General features: G+C 63.8%; 20 protein-coding genes and 1 tRNA gene. 8 read left to right on the forward strand and 13 right to left on the reverse strand.

The features are described 5' to 3' along the window. Window positions 1-33 precede the first annotated feature (33 nt). The 3 genes from cheB to HL666_RS11605 are packed head-to-tail and all read right to left on the reverse strand — an operon-like array spanning window position 34 to window position 4,359. Window positions 34-1,101, reverse strand: coding sequence for a chemotaxis-specific protein-glutamate methyltransferase CheB (cheB, locus tag HL666_RS11595; RefSeq protein ID WP_172181497.1), 1,068 nt, complete (start codon window positions 1,099-1,101; stop codon window positions 34-36). Continuing rightward, entirely contained in the window at window positions 1,098-2,618 is a 1,521-nt protein-coding gene (locus HL666_RS11600; RefSeq protein ID WP_172181499.1) for a chemotaxis protein CheW, read from the reverse strand. Before HL666_RS11600 ends, cheB begins: the two co-directional genes overlap by 4 nt. After that, the gene (locus tag HL666_RS11605) at window positions 2,611-4,359 is read right to left on the reverse strand and encodes a methyl-accepting chemotaxis protein (protein WP_246741520.1); all 1,749 of its coding nucleotides are present in this window, start codon (window positions 4,357-4,359) and stop codon (window positions 2,611-2,613) included. Before HL666_RS11605 ends, HL666_RS11600 begins: the two co-directional genes overlap by 8 nt. A 683-nt stretch (window positions 4,360-5,042) precedes the next feature. Here HL666_RS11605 and HL666_RS11610 point away from each other — a divergent pair. Both HL666_RS11610 and HL666_RS11615 read left to right on the forward strand, forming a co-directional pair. Continuing rightward, entirely contained in the window at window positions 5,043-5,309 is a 267-nt protein-coding gene (locus HL666_RS11610) for a hypothetical protein (RefSeq protein WP_172112286.1), read from the forward strand. A 167-nt stretch (window positions 5,310-5,476) separates the two neighbouring features. Continuing rightward, complete coding sequence (locus tag HL666_RS11615; protein ID WP_172112285.1) at window positions 5,477-5,770, forward strand: hypothetical protein; 294 nt, start codon at window positions 5,477-5,479, stop codon at window positions 5,768-5,770. 307 nt (window positions 5,771-6,077) lie between these two features. Here HL666_RS11615 and HL666_RS11620 read toward each other — a convergent pair whose 3' ends face one another. From HL666_RS11620 to mobA, 7 genes are all read right to left on the reverse strand, one after another. Then, complete coding sequence (locus tag HL666_RS11620; protein ID WP_172112284.1) at window positions 6,078-6,275, reverse strand: hypothetical protein; 198 nt, start codon at window positions 6,273-6,275, stop codon at window positions 6,078-6,080. Between the two features lie 1,111 nt (window positions 6,276-7,386). Continuing rightward, the gene (locus tag HL666_RS11625) at window positions 7,387-7,683 is read right to left on the reverse strand and encodes a hypothetical protein (protein WP_172181503.1); all 297 of its coding nucleotides are present in this window, start codon (window positions 7,681-7,683) and stop codon (window positions 7,387-7,389) included. A gap of 792 nt (window positions 7,684-8,475) precedes the next feature. After that, window positions 8,476-8,551: transfer RNA gene (locus tag HL666_RS11630), tRNA-Ile, on the reverse strand. Window positions 8,552-8,736: 185 nt separating this feature from the next. Beyond that, entirely contained in the window at window positions 8,737-9,702 is a 966-nt protein-coding gene (locus HL666_RS11635) for a Bug family tripartite tricarboxylate transporter substrate binding protein (protein WP_172181505.1), read from the reverse strand. Between the two features lie 84 nt (window positions 9,703-9,786). Then, window positions 9,787-11,022: an ABC transporter substrate-binding protein gene (locus HL666_RS11640; RefSeq protein WP_246739981.1), complete on the reverse strand. Its 1,236-nt coding sequence runs from the start codon at window positions 11,020-11,022 to the stop codon at window positions 9,787-9,789. Window positions 11,023-11,178: 156 nt separating this feature from the next. Further along, on the reverse strand, window positions 11,179-11,769 hold the full coding sequence (locus HL666_RS11645) for a cation efflux transmembrane domain-containing protein (RefSeq protein WP_172112282.1): 591 nt from the start codon (window positions 11,767-11,769) through the stop codon (window positions 11,179-11,181). Between the two features lie 9 nt (window positions 11,770-11,778). Beyond that, window positions 11,779-12,408 (reverse strand): molybdenum cofactor guanylyltransferase MobA, encoded by a 630-nt coding sequence (gene mobA, locus HL666_RS11650; RefSeq protein ID WP_172112281.1) that lies wholly within the window; start codon window positions 12,406-12,408, stop codon window positions 11,779-11,781. Between the two features lie 182 nt (window positions 12,409-12,590). Between mobA and mobB the strand changes: the two genes are divergently transcribed. The 3 genes from mobB (at window position 12,591) to HL666_RS11665 (ending at window position 15,859) form a co-directional block, all read left to right on the forward strand. Next, complete coding sequence (mobB, locus tag HL666_RS11655; RefSeq protein WP_172181507.1) at window positions 12,591-13,124, forward strand: molybdopterin-guanine dinucleotide biosynthesis protein B; 534 nt, start codon at window positions 12,591-12,593, stop codon at window positions 13,122-13,124. A 104-nt stretch (window positions 13,125-13,228) separates the two neighbouring features. Then, window positions 13,229-13,465 carry a sulfurtransferase TusA family protein gene (locus HL666_RS11660; RefSeq protein WP_172133597.1) on the forward strand — a complete coding sequence of 79 codons (237 nt, stop codon included), beginning with the start codon at window positions 13,229-13,231 and terminating at the stop codon, window positions 13,463-13,465. Between the two features lie 738 nt (window positions 13,466-14,203). Further along, window positions 14,204-15,859 carry an OFA family MFS transporter gene (locus HL666_RS11665; RefSeq protein ID WP_172112279.1) on the forward strand — a complete coding sequence of 552 codons (1,656 nt, stop codon included), beginning with the start codon at window positions 14,204-14,206 and terminating at the stop codon, window positions 15,857-15,859. A 168-nt stretch (window positions 15,860-16,027) separates the two neighbouring features. On the opposite strand, the gene HL666_RS11670 is transcribed toward HL666_RS11665, so the two are convergent. From HL666_RS11670 to HL666_RS11680, 3 genes are all read right to left on the reverse strand, one after another. Further along, window positions 16,028-16,303, reverse strand: coding sequence for a hypothetical protein (locus HL666_RS11670; RefSeq protein WP_172181509.1), 276 nt, complete (start codon window positions 16,301-16,303; stop codon window positions 16,028-16,030). A 128-nt stretch (window positions 16,304-16,431) separates the two neighbouring features. Next, complete coding sequence (locus HL666_RS11675) at window positions 16,432-16,716, reverse strand: hypothetical protein (RefSeq protein WP_172181511.1); 285 nt, start codon at window positions 16,714-16,716, stop codon at window positions 16,432-16,434. Window positions 16,717-16,734: 18 nt separating this feature from the next. Then, complete coding sequence (locus HL666_RS11680) at window positions 16,735-17,187, reverse strand: hypothetical protein (RefSeq protein ID WP_172133441.1); 453 nt, start codon at window positions 17,185-17,187, stop codon at window positions 16,735-16,737. 265 nt (window positions 17,188-17,452) lie between these two features. On the opposite strand from HL666_RS11680, the gene HL666_RS11685 reads away from it, so the two are divergent. Genes HL666_RS11685 through kdpA form a run of 3 tightly spaced genes read left to right on the forward strand, consistent with a single transcriptional unit; the run spans window position 17,453 to window position 19,452 of the window. Further along, a complete protein-coding gene (locus HL666_RS11685; RefSeq protein ID WP_172112275.1) occupies window positions 17,453-17,614 on the forward strand; it encodes a hypothetical protein in 162 nt (53 codons plus the stop codon). Window positions 17,615-17,624: 10 nt separating this feature from the next. Further along, on the forward strand, window positions 17,625-17,714 hold the full coding sequence (locus HL666_RS11690) for a K(+)-transporting ATPase subunit F (protein WP_006614032.1): 90 nt from the start codon (window positions 17,625-17,627) through the stop codon (window positions 17,712-17,714). 34 nt (window positions 17,715-17,748) lie between these two features. After that, window positions 17,749-19,452: a potassium-transporting ATPase subunit KdpA gene (gene kdpA / locus HL666_RS11695; protein ID WP_172181513.1), complete on the forward strand. Its 1,704-nt coding sequence runs from the start codon at window positions 17,749-17,751 to the stop codon at window positions 19,450-19,452. Window positions 19,453-19,461: the final 9 nt, after the last annotated feature.

Below are 19,461 nucleotides of genomic sequence, written 5' to 3' on the forward strand. Positions count from 1 at the left end.
GCGGCTCGGAGCAGAGCCCGTTGACCACCTGCATCAGCCTACCAATTTTCTGAGCTGTGCCGCAATCTTGTGGAGCGGAACGACATAATCGGCGCCGCCTGCCTTCACGAGCTCGCCCGGCATGCCCCAAACCACGGCTGTCTCCTCCGCCTCGGCGATCGTTTTTGCCCCTTGCGCGTGGATCAGGGCCATCGCCTCAGCTCCGTCATTGCCCATGCCCGTCATCAACACGCCGATCAACTGACGGGGATCGAGTTGGTTCAGTGCGCTGCGCACCATCCGGTCGGTGCTGGGGTGCCAGGGGTAGCCGCTCTGCGCAGGGGCTGCCATGCCGACCAGATCGCCCGCGCGCCGGGAAATGACGACGTCCGCATCACCGCGGCCGATATAGGCACAGCCCGGCTTCAGCGCGACGGATGTCCGGATCTCCTGCACGGCGAGCTGGCTGATCCCGTCGAGACGACGGGCAAAGGCGGCTGTGAATGTCGCGGGCATGTGTTGTGCGATGACAATGGGCCATGGAAACGTTGCTGGCAGTGCCGTGAGCAGCATCTCGAGCGCAGGAGGCCCACCGGTCGACGTTCCGACCAGAACAAGGCCCTCGCCCCTTGCGGCGGGCCTTGCCTTCCTGACTGGTGCACGGAGGGCGCCGGAGGTTTGCCCCGTTCGATGTCGAACTCTTTCACGAAGCCGCAGCGAGCTCCTCAGCCTGGCACCCGCCGCGGCCCGCACCTTTTCGATCAGCGGCTGCGCCATATCGGCGATGCGGAGAGAAACCGCTCCGGTCGGTTTGGTGACGAAATCCACGGCGCCGAGACGCAGGGCCTCGAGCGTCGCTTCTGCACCGGCGGCCGTTGCTGATGACACCATGACGACCGGGCACGGATGCTCGACCATGATCCTGTCGAGACAGGCAAGCCCGTCCATTTCGGGCATGTGGACGTCCAGAGTCACGACGTCTGGACGCGCCAGTGCAATCAGCCCAAGCGCTTCGCTGCCATTGCGCGCGAACTGGATGCTGAAATCAGGCTCCGTCGCGAACATCTGGCCGATCAGCTTGCGGGCCAGGGCAGAGTCGTCGACGACGAGGAGCTTGATCACGGCCTGATTTTCCGGGACGTTTTACCGCGATCCTTGCCGAATGCATCAAGTAGATCGCGCTCGGAGCGCGTGAGAAGAGTGGAGGGGTCCAGCAACAGCAGGATCCTGCCGGACGCTTCGAGATTGATGACGGAACGCACCACGTCGTGGCTATCGCCGGCCAGGTCGGGCGAGGACGTGATCTGATTCGGGGAGCATCGAAGAACCTCCAAAACGCTGTCCACGATCAGGCCGGCCCGGTGCCTGTCGGTGCGAACCACGACCAGCCGCTTGCCGGTCGTGGCGATCGAAGACGGCATGTCGAAGCGGCGGCGCTGATCGATCACAGGCAGCACCTCGCCCCGCAGATTGATGACGCCTTCGAGGAATTCGGGCGCTTTGGGCAAACGGGTGATTTGATCGGGCACCCGCGCAACCTCGTCCACCGCGTCGATCGGAAGCGCGAACTCGTCATTGTCGAGCCGGAACACCAGGAAGCGCAACTCGACAACTTCGTCTTCCGGCGCGTGTCGCTGGGTCGACTTGATCGTGGCATCGCTTTGCGCCAAGGTCTTCATGACGTCCTCCCGCAACAAGCGGTCCGGAGCGAGGATCGCGATGAGCCTGTCGTTGGCAGCGCGATAGATCTCCTTGACCTGCGTTTCGCCGCCCAAGCGCGCTGCCAGAACGGGAGGTAGCTTCTCCAAGCGTTCCACATCGACGGAAATCACGGCGCGTATCCGGTCGGCGACGAAGCCGATCAGGACGTCGTCGAACGACACGATCAGAGCCTGTTCGCCGCGGCCGGCTGCGGCTGGCAGGTCGAGCAGGCGCCGCAGCGACAACAGGGGCAGAAGGCGATCGTGGTAGGCCACGATGCCGAGGACTGCGTCGTCGCTTCCTGGCACGATCGTCAGATGGGCGGGCGTCGCGACGATCTCCCGGATTGCGCCGAGAGGCAGCGCATACTCCTGACCCGCGACATCGAATGTCACCACACGTGCTCTCACAGTGTTCGCCAGAGCGCAGGCGGGGGCGCGTGAAACGGCACCGACATCTGCCTTTTGCAAGCTCGTTGTCCTGGCCACGAATGCAACGCGCAACAGCTCTGGAATATCGAGGATCTTGACAACGTCGGATTTGCTTTCGAACACGCCTTGAAGACGTTCGCCCGTGCTCGCGGCGACGTCGGCTTCCGCCGTTCTGATGGCTTCATGCGCGATTCGCACGAGGTCGGAGACCTCGTCTACTGCCAAGGCAACCGGCGATGTCCCCTGGAGTACAATCAGGCGGGAGGCCGGGGTGGCAGCCGCTTCACTCCGTCCCAGCAGAGCCCGCACGCTCGCCACGGGAAGGACCGACCCGCGCAGATTGGCCAATCCCATCAGGCTTTGCGGCGCCTGAGGCACGCGGGCGATGGCCGGCAGCCGCATGACTTCCGACACCGAATCTGCCGGCACCGCGTAGAGATGTCCTGCGCTCCTGAAGGTCAGAAACCGCGGGTCACGAGCTGCGCCAGACGTTCTGAACTCATCCATTCTGCCTCTTCAACTCGTCAGACAACGAAGCGATGTCTTCGACGGCCGCCGCGAGATTTTCCGCCCCTTGGGCTTGTTCGGCCGAAGCTGCCGCAGCCTGGCGGGATGCGGAGCTGGCTTCCTCCGCTGCGGTCGCGATCTGGCGTGCTGCGGTGGTCGTTTCTCCGATCGCAGCGAGGATCGTGTGCGCGCCCTGTTGAACGTCCCTGTTTGCGCTTCCCAGAGTGATGATCTCTCCATTCATGCTTTCGAGCGCCTTGACGACTGCGCGACTCTTCGCGACCTCCACATCTCCTGCGGCAATGATCTGCTCGATGTCGCGGCGAAGGAGCGAGATGTGGTCCAGTATGCCGCGGATCGTATCCTTGATGCGCTCGACGCTCTGAGAGGCCTCGCGGGCGAGGAGGCGAATGTCGCTCGATACCAGAGCGAAGCCGCGGCCGGCATCGCCTGCGCGGGCGGCTTCGACAGCTCCGCTCACCGCAAGCATGGTGGTCTGGATCGTCACAACTGCGATCGCATCGACGTTCTTCTCGATGTTCCGGCCGACACTCTCCAACGAGAGAATGCTGTCCAGCGCGCCGCGGGTCGTGCCGAGCGTGTGCCCAATGCTATCGATCATGCGCTCGACGCCCATCCGCCCCTCCCCCAGAGTGCGTTCCATAGCAGCCGTTCGCTCCACGGCGGCCTGACCGCGGTCATGGGCGACCGTGGCGCTCTTCTCGATCTGCGCGAGCGCCGCCGATGTTTGTTGTGCGGCGGCCGCCTGCTGCTGCGATCCCCGACTGATCTGCTCAACCGCAGTCGAAATCTGGCTGGCGGCGCTGGAAAGCTCTTGAACCGTCGCCGATAGCTCTTCCGCCATGCTGGAGATGTTCTCGGCAACCAACCCTCCGGATGATCCGGCGCGCAGTTCTTCTGATGCGGAGACCAAGGCCTGGGCGGCGGCCTGGCCCTGATCGAGCGACTGCGCTTGCTGGCGGATCGCCGTCTGCGCTTCGCTTGCGGCGGAGGCCTGCTCGTCCGCAGCTCCAGCGACCAGCTCAGCGCCTCTTTGGGCCTCCTGGATCGCGCGGTCAGCCTCGATGCTTGAGGTCAAGGTCTGTTGGCTTTCTTCGGCGAGGTCGATCATGTCAGCGCGAAGCCCGGCAAGGATGTCGACGATGCTATGCCCGGATTTCACTTGCGTGATGGCCGCTGCGACCGCGGTTTTCACAATCGCGGACGTCTCCCCAACGCTGTTCTGGATTTCGAGTGCCATGGCCTTGACTTCGTGGGCACTCCTGTCTGCCGCTTCGGCGAGGGCCCTGACTTCCTCCGCGACCACGGCAAAGCCGCGGCCGTCGTCGCCAGCCCGTGCCGCTTCGATGGCGGCATTCAGTGCGAGCAGATTGGTCTGATCCGAAATCCGGCTGACGACACCGGTCACTTCTCCGATCTCCCCGGCCCGCCGCTCCAGTTCGCCGATGACCTTGCTGTTCGCAGCTTGCCGCTCGGAGTTCTTTTCGATCGACTGGATCGACGCCCCGATCTGTGCGGCGGTTTCGGCCAGCATGATCTGCGCCGTCTCCGTCCGCCGGCGCGAAGCTTCCGCGTGGCTTCGAGCTTGGGACATGTTCGCCGAGATCAGTCTGATCGACACCAGCTGTTCCTGAGAGGCGCCTGCCGCCTCCTCTGCGCCGGAACTGATGAGTTCCATCGAGCGGCGTAGCTGTTCGGCCGCCGCAGAGGCCTCCGTCATTCCACTTGCGAGTTCCTGAGTAGCCGCGGCCAGTCTATCGGACAGCTTGGTGCGTCCGGACGTCCTGTCGGGCTTCCGCATCGTGCGCGGTGTCGGACCCTTCGCCGGCCGGGACGGGGCTGCCGAGTTCCGACGTTTCGCGGCCGAACGGGCGAGTTTCGTGGTCTTAACAAGGGACATCAATGAACCCGATGAACAGCGCAGACGATGAACAGCGCAGACGGAGTGCGACGGACACAACTTACCATCGGAAAACGACAACCGCCGCGACAACGATCGCAAAGAACAGCGGTAACAGGACTGGAGGCACCAGCCACTCTCGAAGACGAAAGCGTGGAGTGTCCGACATGTCATCGCCTATCTGGTTGCGGCGAGAGCATGCGACTCCCAGTCACCGATATCGGCCGGAGAAAAGCGCGATGACTGTCAGCATATAGTGACCCCTGACCGAATATCGAGTCATTGTGATCAGAATAAATGGTGCACCAAAATGTCGGCTCTCAGCTTCAGTGTGATCATCCCACCGTGTGTCGTCAGGTAGCAGTGATTCAGATGTTTTGGCTCGCTATTCGACGCACAAGAGCGTAGACGCTGGTCATCCCCAATTGAGGACGTAGCAATTCGTCGTGGCAGATCGTGCGGCGAGCAGGCCGCGCATCTTTGCCGATATAAGGGAGTCGCCGATGACCATCCAACAAGATGAGATAGAACTGCTTGAGCAGCGAGGTAATGACGCCGAGTTGTTGAGCCTGCTCGCTTTTCATCCGGAAGCGCGGGCGCGGCATCGGGCCGTGGCTCATCGGTTCCGCCTGCGGGCGATTGAGCTCTCAAAGCGGGAAGAGGCTCCGGCGAGACGGGTGTCCGCTTCGCAACTCGACCCGCGCAGCGGTGATCTGGCAGCCGGCGTGATGCCCAGAGACTGCAACGACGTAACTCTGGCCCGTGAGTGACGATGGAAGTGGAATTGCGTCGCTGGTCGCCGTCTTCGCCACTCAAGGGCGGAACAGTCAGACAATGATATATGGCGAAACGGCTGCAGCTCGTAGCCGCTACCCGAGGTCTGGAGAGGTGACATCACAGGGCGTCAAACAGCAGGTGACCAGGGAAGGCGACGGGTATGACCGAATTCAAGATCAGAGTGGGCCGTCTGGAGATGATTGCGCCGAACCGTGAGGGCGAGGACATATGTCTGACTTTTCATTTCGATGACGGTCAGACTGAATTCGCCATCCCGATCTTCCTCAGGTCTCATGAATTCGACGATACCGAGATCGTTGAGGTCGCGCGCAGCAGGCTACACGACGTCTTCGGCCAGCTGTACCGGCAGTGCGCGGATTGGCAGTTGACCACTGAACAACGTGACGATCTGGTCAGTATCAACGTCCGGCCAAATTCAAGGGCGTCGAGTTAGTCGCGGAGACGAAGTAATCTATCAGTATATCCGCACCGGGCGTTCTCTCGTCGCTCGAGTCTCACGCAAGAAATGGGCGGCGACGCGTGCGCAGCATGCTCTTCGGGTTGGAAGCTTGCGTGGGACTGGATGACGTCTGGTCAGCTGGCGCTATCGAGATCCCGGTGATCATGGGCAGGACTGCTGCTCGATACCCGGAAGCGCTGACCAACTTCTTCGAGCCGCTTCTTCATCGTCATTCTAGCAATTGTTCTTCGACGGCTGGATCTGCCCCGGCACCCGTCCTGCGTGTTCCGTCTGAGCCCGCCTATCGTGCTTTCGCACCTTGAGGACTGATCCAGTCGTTGATCGCCACCGCGTTGTCGGCTTGGCGTGCGCGCTGAAGGGCAGCGTCCTTCTCTGGACCGATGGGCAGTCGTGATGCCAGCTTGTTCGCACATTCCGCGAAGTTAGTCAGGCGTTGATGGAGTGTGAGGGTTTGGTTGACGCGGATGCGCTCTTGCATGATAGCTCCTTGCATCGTGGGAAGGCGTGAGCGCAACTGGCGGTCTCATCACTGGTGAATGCCGCGGGCCGGACGGTGACACCTGATTATCGGCCCGATAGTTTGCGAAAGCGAGTCCGAATTATTTCGTGCAGTATGGAACAAAGCCGGTTCACCGAGTTCACTCACAGGTTGATGAGTGGGCCATCCCGCAGATGAGACGGCTCGGAGCTGTCATGGACGGCCTAGTCATCAATGATGGCGTGTGGCCGGTGGGTGCCGATTTGGAAAGGACGTACGAATTCGCATCCAATCGACGACAGGACATCGATCGAAATCGCAGGCCGCAAGTCTCGATCGAAGGGTATTGGAACGGTGCCTCGACGCGCGAATTGATGCTCCGGCGACGGCATCCTGCGCCTGCAGGACAGTGCCAGCGAAGGCCGCGCGGTGTAGTGCCCGCGCGGTCTTTGGCTTAGGGATGCTACCCCGCTTTCGAAGGCAGAACAGAGCAGAGAACGAGCGAGAGCTCGCCAGGACGGATCGTGCACACTGCGAAATAGGGGCAACCCGGAGTCTCCCTATTAGGAACAACTAGGGTAGATCTCATGCGCTGTGGATCGCGCTCGCGGAATTAGCACAGCGAAGACGCGGCGATATGCGAGTTCGGAGTCGCTGTGGCACAATCGACCTATGTCCCCGTGCGGCCATTGTTTAAGTGAGTTGCGCACACAGACGAATGCGAGGTCAGGCAAGCTCCTGAACGAAACCAATACCGAGGTCGGCCTCGTACGCCGTTCCGTCGGGACAGGGTGCCGTCGGCCGGCTGAAGTTCGCACCGATCTGCATCGGCTCACCTGGACGGTCAACCGCCAATGACCATTGGAGGCTTTCGGACGCCGGCCGCCCGAATGTGCCGCGCCGTCAATCATGCGGCCGGCATCCGAAACCCTTCACGCAGCGGCCCTTCAGCTGTCTGTGCTGGCTGGTCCGCCGCACCCCAGGAAAGCAGATATCGATGGAGCCGGCCCGATCGTTTGCCACGGGTTGCCGTGATCGGAGCATGGCCCGATGTAAATGCTCCCATCGGGCGCGTCCTTGTGGTCGATGTTGTAGACCCGAGGCGCAGACATCAGCGCTTCATGTCACAGACGTAGGTGACGCCGTTTAGCTCGAAGTCAGCTGCGCCCTGGGTGGCGGTGCAGAAATCGAAGCCCACGCCATCCTTCTCGGCGCGCCAGCCATACCTGCCGCAGTCCTCCTTGACCTTGATGCTGTAGACAGTCCCCTTCCAGGTGAGGGTGTTCTTGCTCTCGTCGATCTTGACCGGCAGCTTGCGGCCGTGATCCTGGCACAGGTAGGTGTAAGTCGGCGCCGCTTCGGCTTGGGAGGATCCAAGAACGAGAGCGATCAGCAGCAGCTTCTTCATAGTCGCACTTCCTTTGGGACGCTGCGTCCAGCGATCATTCCGAGATCGATCATGGAGCGCCTGCAATGTATTCCTTTGCATTGTGCTGGCTCCCACTGCAACCAGACCTGCACCGTCACTTCTTCTTTTCCATGGTCATGTGAATCTCGACCATAGAGGGAGCGCGCGATATCCTTCCTCGGGTCGTCCAGGCGGGGTGACGTCCTAATCAGCGTCCGTGCAGAGGACACCAAGTCGTCCTTTGTGCTCGTTGATCCAAGCCAGAACCTACTCGGTGGGGACAGCGAGATTTGCCTGACCATGCGGGGACGTCAGGGAATTTCCTCGCCTCGTGTACCAGGCTCGACCGCCCCATGGATCGCCTTGCTTTAGATCGATCTTGCCACGCTTCGGGTTCGTGTCGTTGATGGTGTCAACGCGGTACTCAAGAATGTTCCCCCGGGGTCGCACGTATCACCGCGATATCCCTTGGCTTGGCGTTTCGGTCGTCGCTGGCGAATGTGCCGGCCGGGCAAGGGGCGCCCTTGATCTTGGGGGAGCGCGGGGCGTGTCCGGGTGGAGAACCTCGAACTTGCTGCCCAGGCCGACGTCGTCCGAGGAGCAAGTCCCGCGCGCGTGAGGCGCTCGCGTCGTGGTCATCATTGTCTCTCTGTTGGTGATGCTCGGGTGAGGTCTCGCCGCACCAGAAACAAGTGAACGTACGAGGCACAGAGAGGGAAAGATCAGCTAACTGATCTTTTGCCCCAACCTGGGCCCCGGCTGTTCAGGGATCTTGTAAGCCATTGATTTCGCTGGTGGGCCCGGCAGGACTCGAACCTGCAACCAGACCGTTATGAGCGGCCGGCTCTAACCATTGAGCTACAGGCCCCGCGGCGCGGGGGTCGTGGCGGTGGCGGGCGGGGACGGGCCTGCCCGCAGCGGCGCGACGGACCCGGCGACGGTGCGGGCTTCGTTTACAGCCCCGGCGGCGATCCGGCAATGCCGCTGCCGGGTCGTTTTGGCCGGTTGCCGGCACCTCCATCGGGACCACCCGCGTCCGGGACGGCCGTGGCGCTAATCCACCGAGACGCCGGCGAATTCCACCACCTTGCGCCACTTCTCGGTCTCGTCGGCGACCAGCTTGCCGAACTCGGCCGGGGTCATGGCGCGCGGGATGCCGCCAGTCTCGCCCAGCCGCGCCACCAGCTTGGGATCCTTCAGCGCTTCGCCGACGGCCCTGTTGAGGATCTCGACGATCTCGGGCGGCGTGCCCTTCGGCGCGGAGATGCCGTAGAAGCCGACCGATTCGTAGCCCGGCACGGTCTCGGCGATCGCGGGCACGTCCGGCACGGTCGGCCAGCGCTGCGGCGACGTTACGCCGAGCGCGCGCACGGTGCCGCCACGGGACTGCTCCAGCGCCGTCGGCAGGTTGTCGAAGATCAGCTGCACCTTATTGGAGATGATGTCCGGGAAGGCCAGCGCCGAACCCCGATAGGGCACATGCAGCATGTCGCACTTCGTCATCGCCTTGAACAGCTCGGCCGCCATGTGCACCGAGGTGCCGTTGCCGGAGGAGGCGAAGGCGATCTTGCCGGGATTGGCGCGGCAGTAGTCGATGAACTCCTTGACCGTCTTGGCCGGCAGGTCGTTGCTGACCACCAGCATGTTGGTGAGCTGCATGATGCTGGCGACCGGCACGGTGTCGCGGATGAAATCATAGGGCAGCTTCTTGTAGAGCGAGGTGCTGATCGCGTTGTTCGGCGCCACGAACAGCAGCGTGTAGCCGTCCGGCGGCGAGTTGATCGCGGCGGCGGCGGCGATGTTGCCGCCCGAGCCGGTGCGGTTCTCGACCACGACCTGCTGGCCGAGGCGGTCGGACAGCCATTGCGCCATGATGCGGGCGACGATGTCGACCGGGCCGCCCGGAGCGAACCCGATCAGCCAGCGGATCGGCCGGTCCGGATAGGCGGCCGCGGCCGGTTGGACGGCGAGCCCCGCCGTGACGATCAATCCGAACAGCAGTACGCGCGCCAGCTTCATGCTCGTCTTCCCCCATGTGTTGTCGTTGTGCAACTCGAATGCGCCGGCCTGGTCGCGCCGGGCCGGCCGGCGTCCAGTTCGCCGTCACTTCTTGATCAGCGGGCAGGCCGGATCGGGCGGACCGAACGCGTCATCGCCTTTGATGGTCGCGAGGATCTTGTAGTAGTCCCACGGATATTTGCTCTCCTCCGGCGACTTGACCTGGGCCAGCACCAGATCGTGCACCATCAGATTGTCGGCCCGGAGCTTGCCGTTGCGGGCGAAGAAGTCCTCGACCGGCGTCTCGCGCATCTTGGCGGCCACCGCGAGCGGCTCGTCGCTGCCCGCGGCCTTGATGGCGTTGAGATAGTGCGTGACGGCGGAGTAGACGCCGGCCTGCCACATCGTCGGCATCCGGTTCATCTTGGCGAAATAGCGCTTCGACCATTCCCGTGTCTTGTCGTCCATGTCCCAGTAGAACGAGGTGGTCAGCAGCAGGCCCTGCGCCGCCGGCAGGCCGAGCGAATGGATGTCGGTGATCAAGGCCAGCAGCGCCGCCATCTGCTGGCCGCCCTTGAGCAGGCCGAACTCGGAAGCGGTCTTGATCTCGTTGATGTTGTTCGGCGGCCCGGCGGCGATGCCGATGATCTTGGCCTTGGAGGCCTGCGCCTGCAGGATGAAGGACGACAGATCAGGCGTCGCGAAGGGCGGCCTGACGGCGCCGACCACCTTGCCGCCATTGGCCGTGACGACGCTGGATGCATCGCGCTCCAGCGAATGACCGAAGGCATAATCGTCGGTGATGAAGAACCAGCTGTCGCCGCCGCGCTTGACGACCTCCTTCGCCGTGCCGGTGGCCAGCGCCCGGGTGTCGAACACCCATTGCATGGCGTAAGGCGAGCAGAACTTGCCGTGGAAATCGGCAGCCCCCGTCGACTGGGTGATGAACAGCTTCTTCTTTTCGTTGGCGATGGTCTGCACCGCGAGGCCGACCGCCGAGACCGGAACGTCGACGATGAGATCGACCTGCTCGGTGTCGTACCAGCGCCGCGCGAGCGCCGCGCCAATGTCGGGCTTGAGCTGGTGGTCCCCGACGATGACGCTGATCGGCTTATCGAGCACCTTGCCGCCGAAATCATCCACCGCCATCTGCGCCGCGGTGACCGAGCCTTGTCCGGTCGGCGTCGAGGCCGGTCCGTTCATGTCGCTGAGCACGCCGATCCTGACGACGTTGTCGGAAATCTGGGCTTGCGCCGCCGTCGTGGCCACCAGCGCGGCAGCGGCAAACGCCGCCGTTCTCACCAAGCTGAGCTGCAATCCGTCCTCCACCGATGTCGGCATCACGCCGTTGTCCGTCGCGGCTCTGCCGGCCGCTCCGCCTATCTGCAATCAATCCAAGCCGGCCGTCAATCGTGCCGGACGACGGAGGGGGACGGCGATCATGTGTGCTGCAACGCCAGAGGCCGTGTTTCCGAGCCGGAGCAGCGGCTCGGCGGCTCACGCCTTGGCGGCCTTGTGCTCCTCATGTGCGGCCTCCCACACCTCGCGCGCGGCATCCGCGTTCATGAGTGCGATGCCGACGCCGACGATCAAGTCGGGCCACACCGACCGCCAGAGAACGGCGGTGACGAGGCCGACGGCGATGATCGCGATGTTGGCATAGGCATCGTTGCGCGCGGACAGGAAGGCGGCGCGCGTCAGGCTGCCCTGGTGATCCCTGACCCGCGCCAGGATCAGCGCGCAGCCGAGATTGACGATCAGCGCGCCGAGACCGGTGACGGTGAGCGGCAGCGGCGCCGGCACCGCGGGCGTGAAGAACTTCTCGCCCGCGGTCCACAGTCCGGCGATGGCCGGCGCGAGCAGGATCAGCGCCAGCACCTTGCCGAGCTGGGCCCGCTTGGCCGGGCTCCAGCGCAGTGCCAGCGCGATCAGTATGTTGACCGAGGCGTCCTCGAGGAAGTCGACGCTGTCCGCGAACAGTGCAACCGAGCCGATCGCGAGCGCGACCGCGAACTCGATGCCGAAATAGCCGAGATTGAGCGCGGCGACGGCGAGCACGGCGCGGCGGACCGGGGCGGTATCATCCATCGGGCGACCTCAATCGTCGAGCGCGGCGAGCCGCTCCGCCTCGGCGAGATCGTCGGCGGTGTTGGCATTGAAGAACGGGTCGAGCGGCACCAGCGGCCAGGTCACGGTTGCGACCGCGTAGCGGGCCGTGAAGCGGGTGACCTTGCGGATGTCGTCCGTGACCAGGGCACGACGGAGATCCGTGCGCAGCCCGACCGGCCACAGGCCGATCACCGGATGGATCTGGCCGCCGGAGGCCGCCAGTGCCAGCTCACTGTGTTCCGCCGTGCGCGCGGCCACCAGGCGCGCAACGAGATCGCGCGGCAGGAATGGGCAATCGGCGGCGGCGCTGAGCATCCATTGTGTCCCCGGCATGTACGACGCCACCCAGTCGAGACCGGCGAGAATGCCGGCGAGAGGGCCCGGAAATCCGTCCACGCTGTCCGCCACGACGGGCAGGCCGGTGGATGTGAACCGTGCGGGGTCGCCATTGGCGTTGAGGATCAACCGGCTGCACTGCGGCGCCAGTCGCTCCATCACGCGCTCCAGGATGGTGCGGCCGTCGACCAGCCGCATCGGCTTGTCGCCGCCGCCCATCCGCTGCGCCAGGCCGCCGGCGAGCAGCACGCCGGGAATCGGGGTCGTGGTCATGGCTGTCATCACCGGTTCCGTTATCATGTCTTCCGCCGCAGAGTCGCGCTTTGCCTGCCGTCGCCTGGTCCGCATGTCTGCTGGCATGACACTCCCATCCGTGGATATAGAGCTTTGCGAAAGCCCATCGGGCCATCGATCGATCACGCGCCTGCCTGTGCCGAGCACCAGGGGCTGTTTGGGAGACTGCGATGAACGTCATCGGCCTCGCCGGGTGGAGCGGCGCCGGCAAGACCACGCTGCTGACGCGGCTGATTCCTCACCTCATCGGGCTGGGTCTCCGTGTCTCCGTGATCAAGCACGCCCATCACCGATTCGACGTCGACGTTCCCGGCAAGGACTCCTGGCGGCATCGCGAGGCCGGCGCGGAGGAGGTGCTGGTTGCATCCGGCACGCGCTGGGCGCTGATGCACGAACTGCGCGGCGCTGGCGAGCCGGCCCTGGCGGAACTGCTGGCAAAGCTGTCTCCCGTCGATCTCGTCGTCATCGAGGGATACAAAGCGGGGCCGCATCGCCGCATCGAGGTGCATCGCACGGCCAACGGAAAGCCGCTGCTGTTTCCAGACGATCCCGGTATCGTCGGCCTGGTCACCGACGGCGATGTCGACACGGTCTTGCCGCGGGTTCATCTCGACGATATCCCGGCGAGTGCAGCGCTGGTCCGGCGGCTCGCCATGCCGCTGGCCGACGTGCTTGCGCTCGCGGGCAAAGCTGCCGCGCCATGATGGAACTCGATCGTTCTGGCATCCCAGGAACCCGGTTCCAGCATCCTGGGCGACATCCTACGAGCCGGTTGACGTGCCCGGACTGCTTCGCCATGGTCCCGCGCATGACGATGACGAGGCTGGATTTGACGGGCCTGAAGTGTCCGTTGCCGGCGCTGAAGACCCGCAAGGCGTTACAATCGCTCCAGGCGGGGGAGCGCCTCGAAGTGCGCTGCACGGATCCGCTCGCGGTGATCGACATCCCCAACCTGATTCGGGAGACGGGGGATCGCGTCGAGATCCTGGATCGCAGCGACCGCGGCATTCTGTTCCTGATCGAGAAGGCGACGGCGGCCGAATGACGAACGCAGGAGTTTGCAGGCGCAGCGCGTGCTGCAGGTTGTTCGAACTAAGTAGCTCGTCCGCGGTTTCTCGTGCGGGGGTGGTGTCAACAGCGCGCGCCGCTTCCTATCGTCGCAGCAGCGCCGGCTCACGCTCACAACAATGCCGCGTTCTCGGTCAAAGCTTGCGCGCTGGTTGGAAGGCAAGGACAGGTTGTTCGCGCTTCACGTTTTCGAGAGCGCATGCTCGCAGCTCCGTAACCTGCAGAGCACTGATCGCTCGGCGATCTCATTAGTTGATTCTTTCAGGTATCGCCGTGGATCGTCTGGAAGTAATCGCGAGCAGAATGACTACAGCCGTGAGTGGCGACGGCGTCGGTTGCACGTGAATTTGTGTGTTTGTTAGCAACACATGGACGCTGCAGTGCAATCAATCCACGACGTTCGACCGATTATTACCATTTTACTATCGACAATTTGCCTTGGTTCTGCACCAATTGCGACGCTTCCGCGGAGGTTGCGGGAAGCAAGTCATGCCCGCTGGGGAGCGGGCCAGGTGGAACCGCGGCACGAAGATGGTCGGGGCATAACTCTCGGGTGGGGGGTGTTATGCGCATCGAGCAAGTCATCAACGTTTGTGCGTTGCGAAGCCGCTCTGGCACGTCGATAGCGGGCACGGTGAGTAAGCGTATTGATTCTGATCAAGGGGACAGAACATGACGTCGTTGCGTTGGACGGGAGTCCGTAGGGGAGGAATGCATGGCTACTATTGAAAGCGCGGGGGCTCTCCCAAACGCGCAGGCGGGGATCTTCGATCGTGAGCACACGGTCGCGAAAGCGGGATTCAACCGCTGGCTGGTTCCTCCGGCTGCGCTGTGCATCCATCTCTGCATCGGCATGGCCTATGGCTTCTCGGTGTTCTGGCTGCCCTTGTCGCGCGCGATCGGCGTGACGCAGAGCCAGGTGTGCACCGACATGACACTGGTGCAGGAGCTGTTCACCACGAGCTGCGACTGGAAGGTCGCGAGCCTCGGCTGGATGTACACGCTGTTCTTCGTGCTGCTGGGCGGCTCCGCTGCCATCTGGGGCGGCTGGCTGGAGCGGGCCGGACCGCGCAAGGCGGGTGCCGTTGCGGCCTGCTGCTGGGGCGGTGGCCTCTTGATCGCGGCGCTCGGCATCTATGTTCACCAGCTCTGGATGATGTGGCTCGGTGCCGGCGTCATCGGCGGCATCGGCCTCGGCCTCGGCTACATCTCGCCGGTGTCGACCTTGGTGAAATGGTTCCCGGACCGGCGCGGCATGGCGACCGGCATGGCCATCATGGGCTTCGGCGGCGGCGCGATGATCGGCGCTCCGCTGGCCAACCTGCTGATGAACTACTTCAAGACCCCGACCTCGGTCGGCGTCTGGGAGACCTTCGTCACGATGGGCGTGATCTATTTCGTGTTCATGATGATCGGTGCCTTCGCCTATCGCGTCGCCCCGGTCGGCTGGCAGCCCGAGGGCTGGACGCCGCCGACGGTCAAGAAGGCGATGATCTCGGACCACCACGTGCATCTCGACAACGCGCACAAGACTCCGCAGTTCTGGCTGGTCTGGTGGGTGCTGTGCTTGAACGTGTCGGCGGGTATCGGCGTCATCGGCATGGCTTCGCCGATGCTGCAGGAGATCTTCGCCGGCAAGCTGATCGGCCTGCCCGACGTCAGCTTCAACCAGCTCGACGCCACCCAGAAGGCGGCGATCGCGGGCATCGCGGCGGGCTTTGCCGGCCTGTTGTCGCTGTTCAACATCGGCGGGCGCTTCTTCTGGGCCTCGCTGTCGGACCACATCGGCCGCAAGAACACCTATTACTGCTTCTTCCTGATCGGCATCGTGCTCTATGCATTGGCGCCGACCTTCGCAGCGATGGGCTCGAAGCTGTTCTTCGTGGCGGCGTTCGCCATCATCCTGTCGATGTATGGCGGCGGCTTCGCGACGGTGCCGGCCTATCTCGCCGACCTGTTCGGCACCCAGTTCGTGGGGGCCATCCATGGCCGTCTGCTGACGGCCTGGGCGACCGCGGGCATCATCGGCCCGGTGGTGGTCAACTACATCCGCGAGTTCCAGCTCGCCGCCGGCGTGCCGCGCGACCAGCTGTACAACACGACGATGTATATCCTGTGCGCGATGCTCCTGGCCGGCCTGATCTGCAACCTGCTGATCAAGCCCGTGGATCACAAGTGGAACATGAGCGCGGACGAGGTCGCGAAGTACCAGGCCCAACTCGCCAAGAACGAGTCGGCGATCCAGCACGGGTCGTTCGGCATCGGCAAGGGTGGCCTGGATGCCAAGTCTGCCTTGTTCTGGGCCTTCGTCGGCGTTCCGCTGGCCTGGGGCGTCTGGAAGACCCTGGAAAGCGCGGTCAAGATCTTCTGATCGTGAGACGATGATGCAGCGGGGCGGCCGGATCGGCCGTCCCGTTTTTTGTCCCTGGCCTGCACGCTGACCTCGGAATGCCAGTCCTGCGCGCCACGCCTTCATCTCCCGCCTTTGATTCCCGGTGACGAGCGGGCCTTCCAAGATCTCGGATCGTGGAAGCAGTCCTCATGCGACCGGCAGCCTGCCGCTCGCGAACAACAGGCCGACCGGAGCCAGCCGGCCATCGGCATCGAGCTCGATCGTACGCGAGAGCTCGACGATGGCTTCCGGATGATGGCCGTTCTCGAACAGCGCATATTTGATCGCCTCGGCACGGCTGATGAACAGGCCGCCATAGAGCCCGTTCTGCTCCTGGGCGACCCACTGGCCGTGGCTGTTCCTGCCGATGAAGACGAGTGCGAGCCCGGGTATGTTGCGCGGTGGGAGGGCGAGGCTTTTCACGGGACTGATCCTTGGCGTTTGAGCAGGCCGATCAGAGCGGCCGGTGTTCACGGTCGGAAATATCAAGGCGAGGGGGTAGGAATTCGAGATGACGCCGCGTGCGTTCGCATAAAGGCGGCGTATGGGGCCTAGTTTCCGGCCTGCTGAATTAGCCCCATCACCGCGCAACAGAGCGCTGTGTAGCCGATCATCTCGTCCCAATGATTCAGGCTGGCGGCGAACACGCGCTCCCGGCGCAGCACCGCGAGCACGGCACACAGGATCGTCGTCATCCAGAGCAGAGCGGCGAGGCTGCGCCCGAAGCCGATGCCGCCGAAAGTTGCGAACGCGACCAGGATTGCCATTCGCAGCAGAAATCGCAGCAGCACCCTGGCCGCCGGAAGCTCCGCGGGCTTTTCGGTGGGCATGAGCATCGCGCGCGTGACGGTGAATCAGAAATTGTCGCAGCAGAGCAGGTCGCTGACTCCCGCTTCGGCCGTGACGCCGCGCCTTGCGCCCGGTGGCGAGACGCTTGGCCCGAGACGGCGCGCTTCGGCTGCGGCGTGGAGAATGGCGAGGGCGAGATCGCTGTGGTGGGCTTCAGCGCAGCGATCGAGCCAATCCGGCAATTCGCGCTGTTGCGACAATGCGCAGTACCATTCGCCGTCATCATAGGCAACGCGGCGGAGCTGCCATTGCGGCAATTGCAGCGCGATCAACTCGAGCGCGGCATCGATCCGTGCTTCGGTCTCCAGCAATCGTGCGATCCGCAGCCGGCGCCGCCCGCGCGCCGACAAGGGTGAGAGGCCCTCGTCGCCGCCAAGCAAAGCCGTGAGCATCATCGTCGTGGTCTGCGCGATCTGCGCCGGCTCCAGCACATCCGGTCGTGTCGTCAAGGCAGCCATGCTGGCCTCCCCTCGTCGGTGAGCGATGGCCCGATGGGCCCTGACCGGCAATGTGGCCGACGGCGACGTAGGAATGCGAGAGGAGTGCGGGCGGGGAGAAATAGGCGGCGCATAAAGATGTCTCCGCTCGGTGGCCGCTCATATGCGGACGCCGCCGCGGCCGCGCGATTTTGCGCAGGGAATGCTGTGGTCTTTATGAGATTCCTATAATTCCGTCGGCGGCGCCGTCTCGAAAACCTATGAGTCCCGATGCCATCTGTCCGCCATGGAACGGATCGTGGCCGCGGCGGCGCTCCCGGCCGCTCCATGTACTGCGCGCCTTCGCGCGCATGAGGAGCACACCATGCTGGACATCCTGATGCTGGCGCTGGCCGCCGGCTTCTTCGCTATCGCGATCGGCTACACCTACGCCTGCGAGCGGCTGTAGGAGGCGCGCCATGATCGTCGACTACTCCCTCGCCGGTGCGGTGTCGCTCGGCCTTCTGATCTACCTCACCTACGCCTTGCTGCGGCCCGAGCGGTTCTGACCGTCGACCGTGGCCTCTTCGAGGACAACATCCCATGACCGTGATCGGCTGGTTTCAGATCCTGCTCTACTGCGCCGTCGTCGTCGCGCTCGCCAAGCCGCTCGGCTGGTACATGACGCGCGTCTTCAATGGCGAGCGCACCTTCCTCTCACCGGTGCTGCGGCCGGTGGAGTCCGCGATCTACTGGATCGGCGGCGTCGACGAGCGGCGCGAGCAGCATTGGCTGACCTACACAATCGCGATGCTGCTGTTCCATGTCGGCGGCTTCCTGATCATCTACGGCGTGATGCGGCTGCAGGCCGTGCTGCCGTTCAATCCGGCCGGGCAATCAGCTGTGGCCGAGGATCTCTCCTTCAACACCGCGATCAGCTTCCTGACCAACACCAACTGGCAGAACTACGGCGGCGAGAGCACGGTCTCCTATCTCGTGCAGATGCTCGGTTTGACGCACCAGAACTTCCTGTCGGCCGCGACCGGCATCGTGCTCGCGATGGCGCTGATCCGCGGCTTCTCCCGCGCATCGGCGCGCACCGTCGGTAATTTCTGGGTGGATGTGACGCGCTGCACGCTCTATGTGCTGCTGCCGCTCTGCATCGTCTACACGCTGTTTCTGGTGTCGCAGGGGATCCCGCAGACGCTCGGGCCGTATGTCGAAGCGACGACGCTCGAAGGCGCCAAGCAGACCATCGCGGTCGGCCCGGTCGCCTCGCAGGTTGCGATCAAGATGCTCGGCACAAATGGCGGCGGCTTCTTCAACGCCAATGCCGCGCATCCGTTCGAGAACCCGACAGCGCTGTCGAACTTCATCCAGATGCTCTCGATCTTCACGCTCGGCGCCGCGCTCACCAACGTGTTCGGCCGCATGGTCGGAAATCAGCGCCAGGGCTGGGCGATCCTTGCTGCAATGGGCGTGCTGTTCATCGCCGGCGTCGCCATCACCTACTGGGCCGAAGCCAATGGCTCGTCGACGTTGAACGCGCTCGGCCTGACCGGCGGCAACATGGAAGGCAAGGAGGTCCGCTTCGGCATCGTCGCCTCCTCGCTGTTCGCCGTGATCACCACGGCCGCATCCTGCGGAGCGGTCAATGCCATGCATGACAGCTTCACCGCGCTCGGCGGCATGATCCCGCTGATCAACATGCAGCTCGGCGAGATCATCGTCGGCGGCGTCGGCGCCGGCCTCTATGGCATGCTGCTGTTCGTCGTGCTGGCGATCTTCGTCGCCGGCCTGATGGTCGGGCGCACGCCGGAATATGTCGGCAAGAAGATCGAGGCCCGCGAGGTCAAGATGGCGATGCTGGCGATTCTCGTCCTGCCGTTGATGTATCTCGGCTGGACCGCGGTCGCGGTGGTGCTGCCGTCGGCTGTTGCATCGATGGCCAATGCCGGCCCGCACGGATTCACCGAGGTGCTCTACGCCTTCACCTCGGCGACCGCCAACAACGGCTCGGCTTTCGCGGGCCTCACCGGCAATACGTTCTTCTACAATCTGACGCTCGCGTCATCGATGTTCGTCGGCCGCTTCTTCATGATCATTCCGGCGATGGCGATCGCAGGCTCCTTGGCCGAGAAGAAGTCGATCCCGCCATCCGCCGGCACGCTGCCGACCACAGGCGGCCTGTTCGTCGGGCTCGTCGTCGGCGTCATCCTGATCATCGGCGGCCTCACCTTCTTCCCTGCTCTCGCCCTCGGTCCAATCGTCGAGCATCTCGCGATGACCGCCGGCACCGTGTTCTGATCTCGGAGC

This window comes from Bradyrhizobium aeschynomenes, from assembly GCF_013178945.1.
GTDB classification, from domain to species: domain Bacteria; phylum Pseudomonadota; class Alphaproteobacteria; order Rhizobiales; family Xanthobacteraceae; genus Bradyrhizobium; species Bradyrhizobium aeschynomenes.

What these genes read in the sequence shown, in the direction of transcription:
- HL666_RS11620 (WP_172112284.1), bottom strand. Translation starts at nt 6,275, where the DNA reads ATGCAAGAGCGCATCCGCGTCAACCAAACCCTCACACTCCATCAACGC.
- HL666_RS11615 (WP_172112285.1), top strand. Translation starts at nt 5,477, where the DNA reads ATGACCGAATTCAAGATCAGAGTGGGCCGTCTGGAGATGATTGCGCCG.
- HL666_RS11675 (WP_172181511.1), bottom strand. Translation starts at nt 16,716, where the DNA reads ATGCTCATGCCCACCGAAAAGCCCGCGGAGCTTCCGGCGGCCAGGGTG.
- HL666_RS11640 (WP_246739981.1), bottom strand. Translation starts at nt 11,022, where the DNA reads ATGCCGACATCGGTGGAGGACGGATTGCAGCTCAGCTTGGTGAGAACG.
- mobB (WP_172181507.1), top strand. Translation starts at nt 12,591, where the DNA reads ATGAACGTCATCGGCCTCGCCGGGTGGAGCGGCGCCGGCAAGACCACG.
- HL666_RS11690 (WP_006614032.1), top strand. Translation starts at nt 17,625, where the DNA reads ATGATCGTCGACTACTCCCTCGCCGGTGCGGTGTCGCTCGGCCTTCTG.
- HL666_RS11610 (WP_172112286.1), top strand. Translation starts at nt 5,043, where the DNA reads ATGACCATCCAACAAGATGAGATAGAACTGCTTGAGCAGCGAGGTAAT.
- HL666_RS11605 (WP_246741520.1), bottom strand. Translation starts at nt 4,359, where the DNA reads ATGACGGAGGCCTCTGCGGCGGCCGAACAGCTACGCCGCTCGATGGAA.
- HL666_RS11635 (WP_172181505.1), bottom strand. Translation starts at nt 9,702, where the DNA reads ATGAAGCTGGCGCGCGTACTGCTGTTCGGATTGATCGTCACGGCGGGG.
- HL666_RS11685 (WP_172112275.1), top strand. Translation starts at nt 17,453, where the DNA reads ATGGAACGGATCGTGGCCGCGGCGGCGCTCCCGGCCGCTCCATGTACT.
- HL666_RS11660 (WP_172133597.1), top strand. Translation starts at nt 13,229, where the DNA reads ATGACGATGACGAGGCTGGATTTGACGGGCCTGAAGTGTCCGTTGCCG.
- HL666_RS11665 (WP_172112279.1), top strand. Translation starts at nt 14,204, where the DNA reads ATGGCTACTATTGAAAGCGCGGGGGCTCTCCCAAACGCGCAGGCGGGG.
- HL666_RS11645 (WP_172112282.1), bottom strand. Translation starts at nt 11,769, where the DNA reads ATGGATGATACCGCCCCGGTCCGCCGCGCCGTGCTCGCCGTCGCCGCG.
- kdpA (WP_172181513.1), top strand. Translation starts at nt 17,749, where the DNA reads ATGACCGTGATCGGCTGGTTTCAGATCCTGCTCTACTGCGCCGTCGTC.
- HL666_RS11600 (WP_172181499.1), bottom strand. Translation starts at nt 2,618, where the DNA reads ATGGATGAGTTCAGAACGTCTGGCGCAGCTCGTGACCCGCGGTTTCTG.
- HL666_RS11625 (WP_172181503.1), bottom strand. Translation starts at nt 7,683, where the DNA reads ATGAAGAAGCTGCTGCTGATCGCTCTCGTTCTTGGATCCTCCCAAGCC.
- mobA (WP_172112281.1), bottom strand. Translation starts at nt 12,408, where the DNA reads ATGACAGCCATGACCACGACCCCGATTCCCGGCGTGCTGCTCGCCGGC.
- HL666_RS11680 (WP_172133441.1), bottom strand. Translation starts at nt 17,187, where the DNA reads ATGGCTGCCTTGACGACACGACCGGATGTGCTGGAGCCGGCGCAGATC.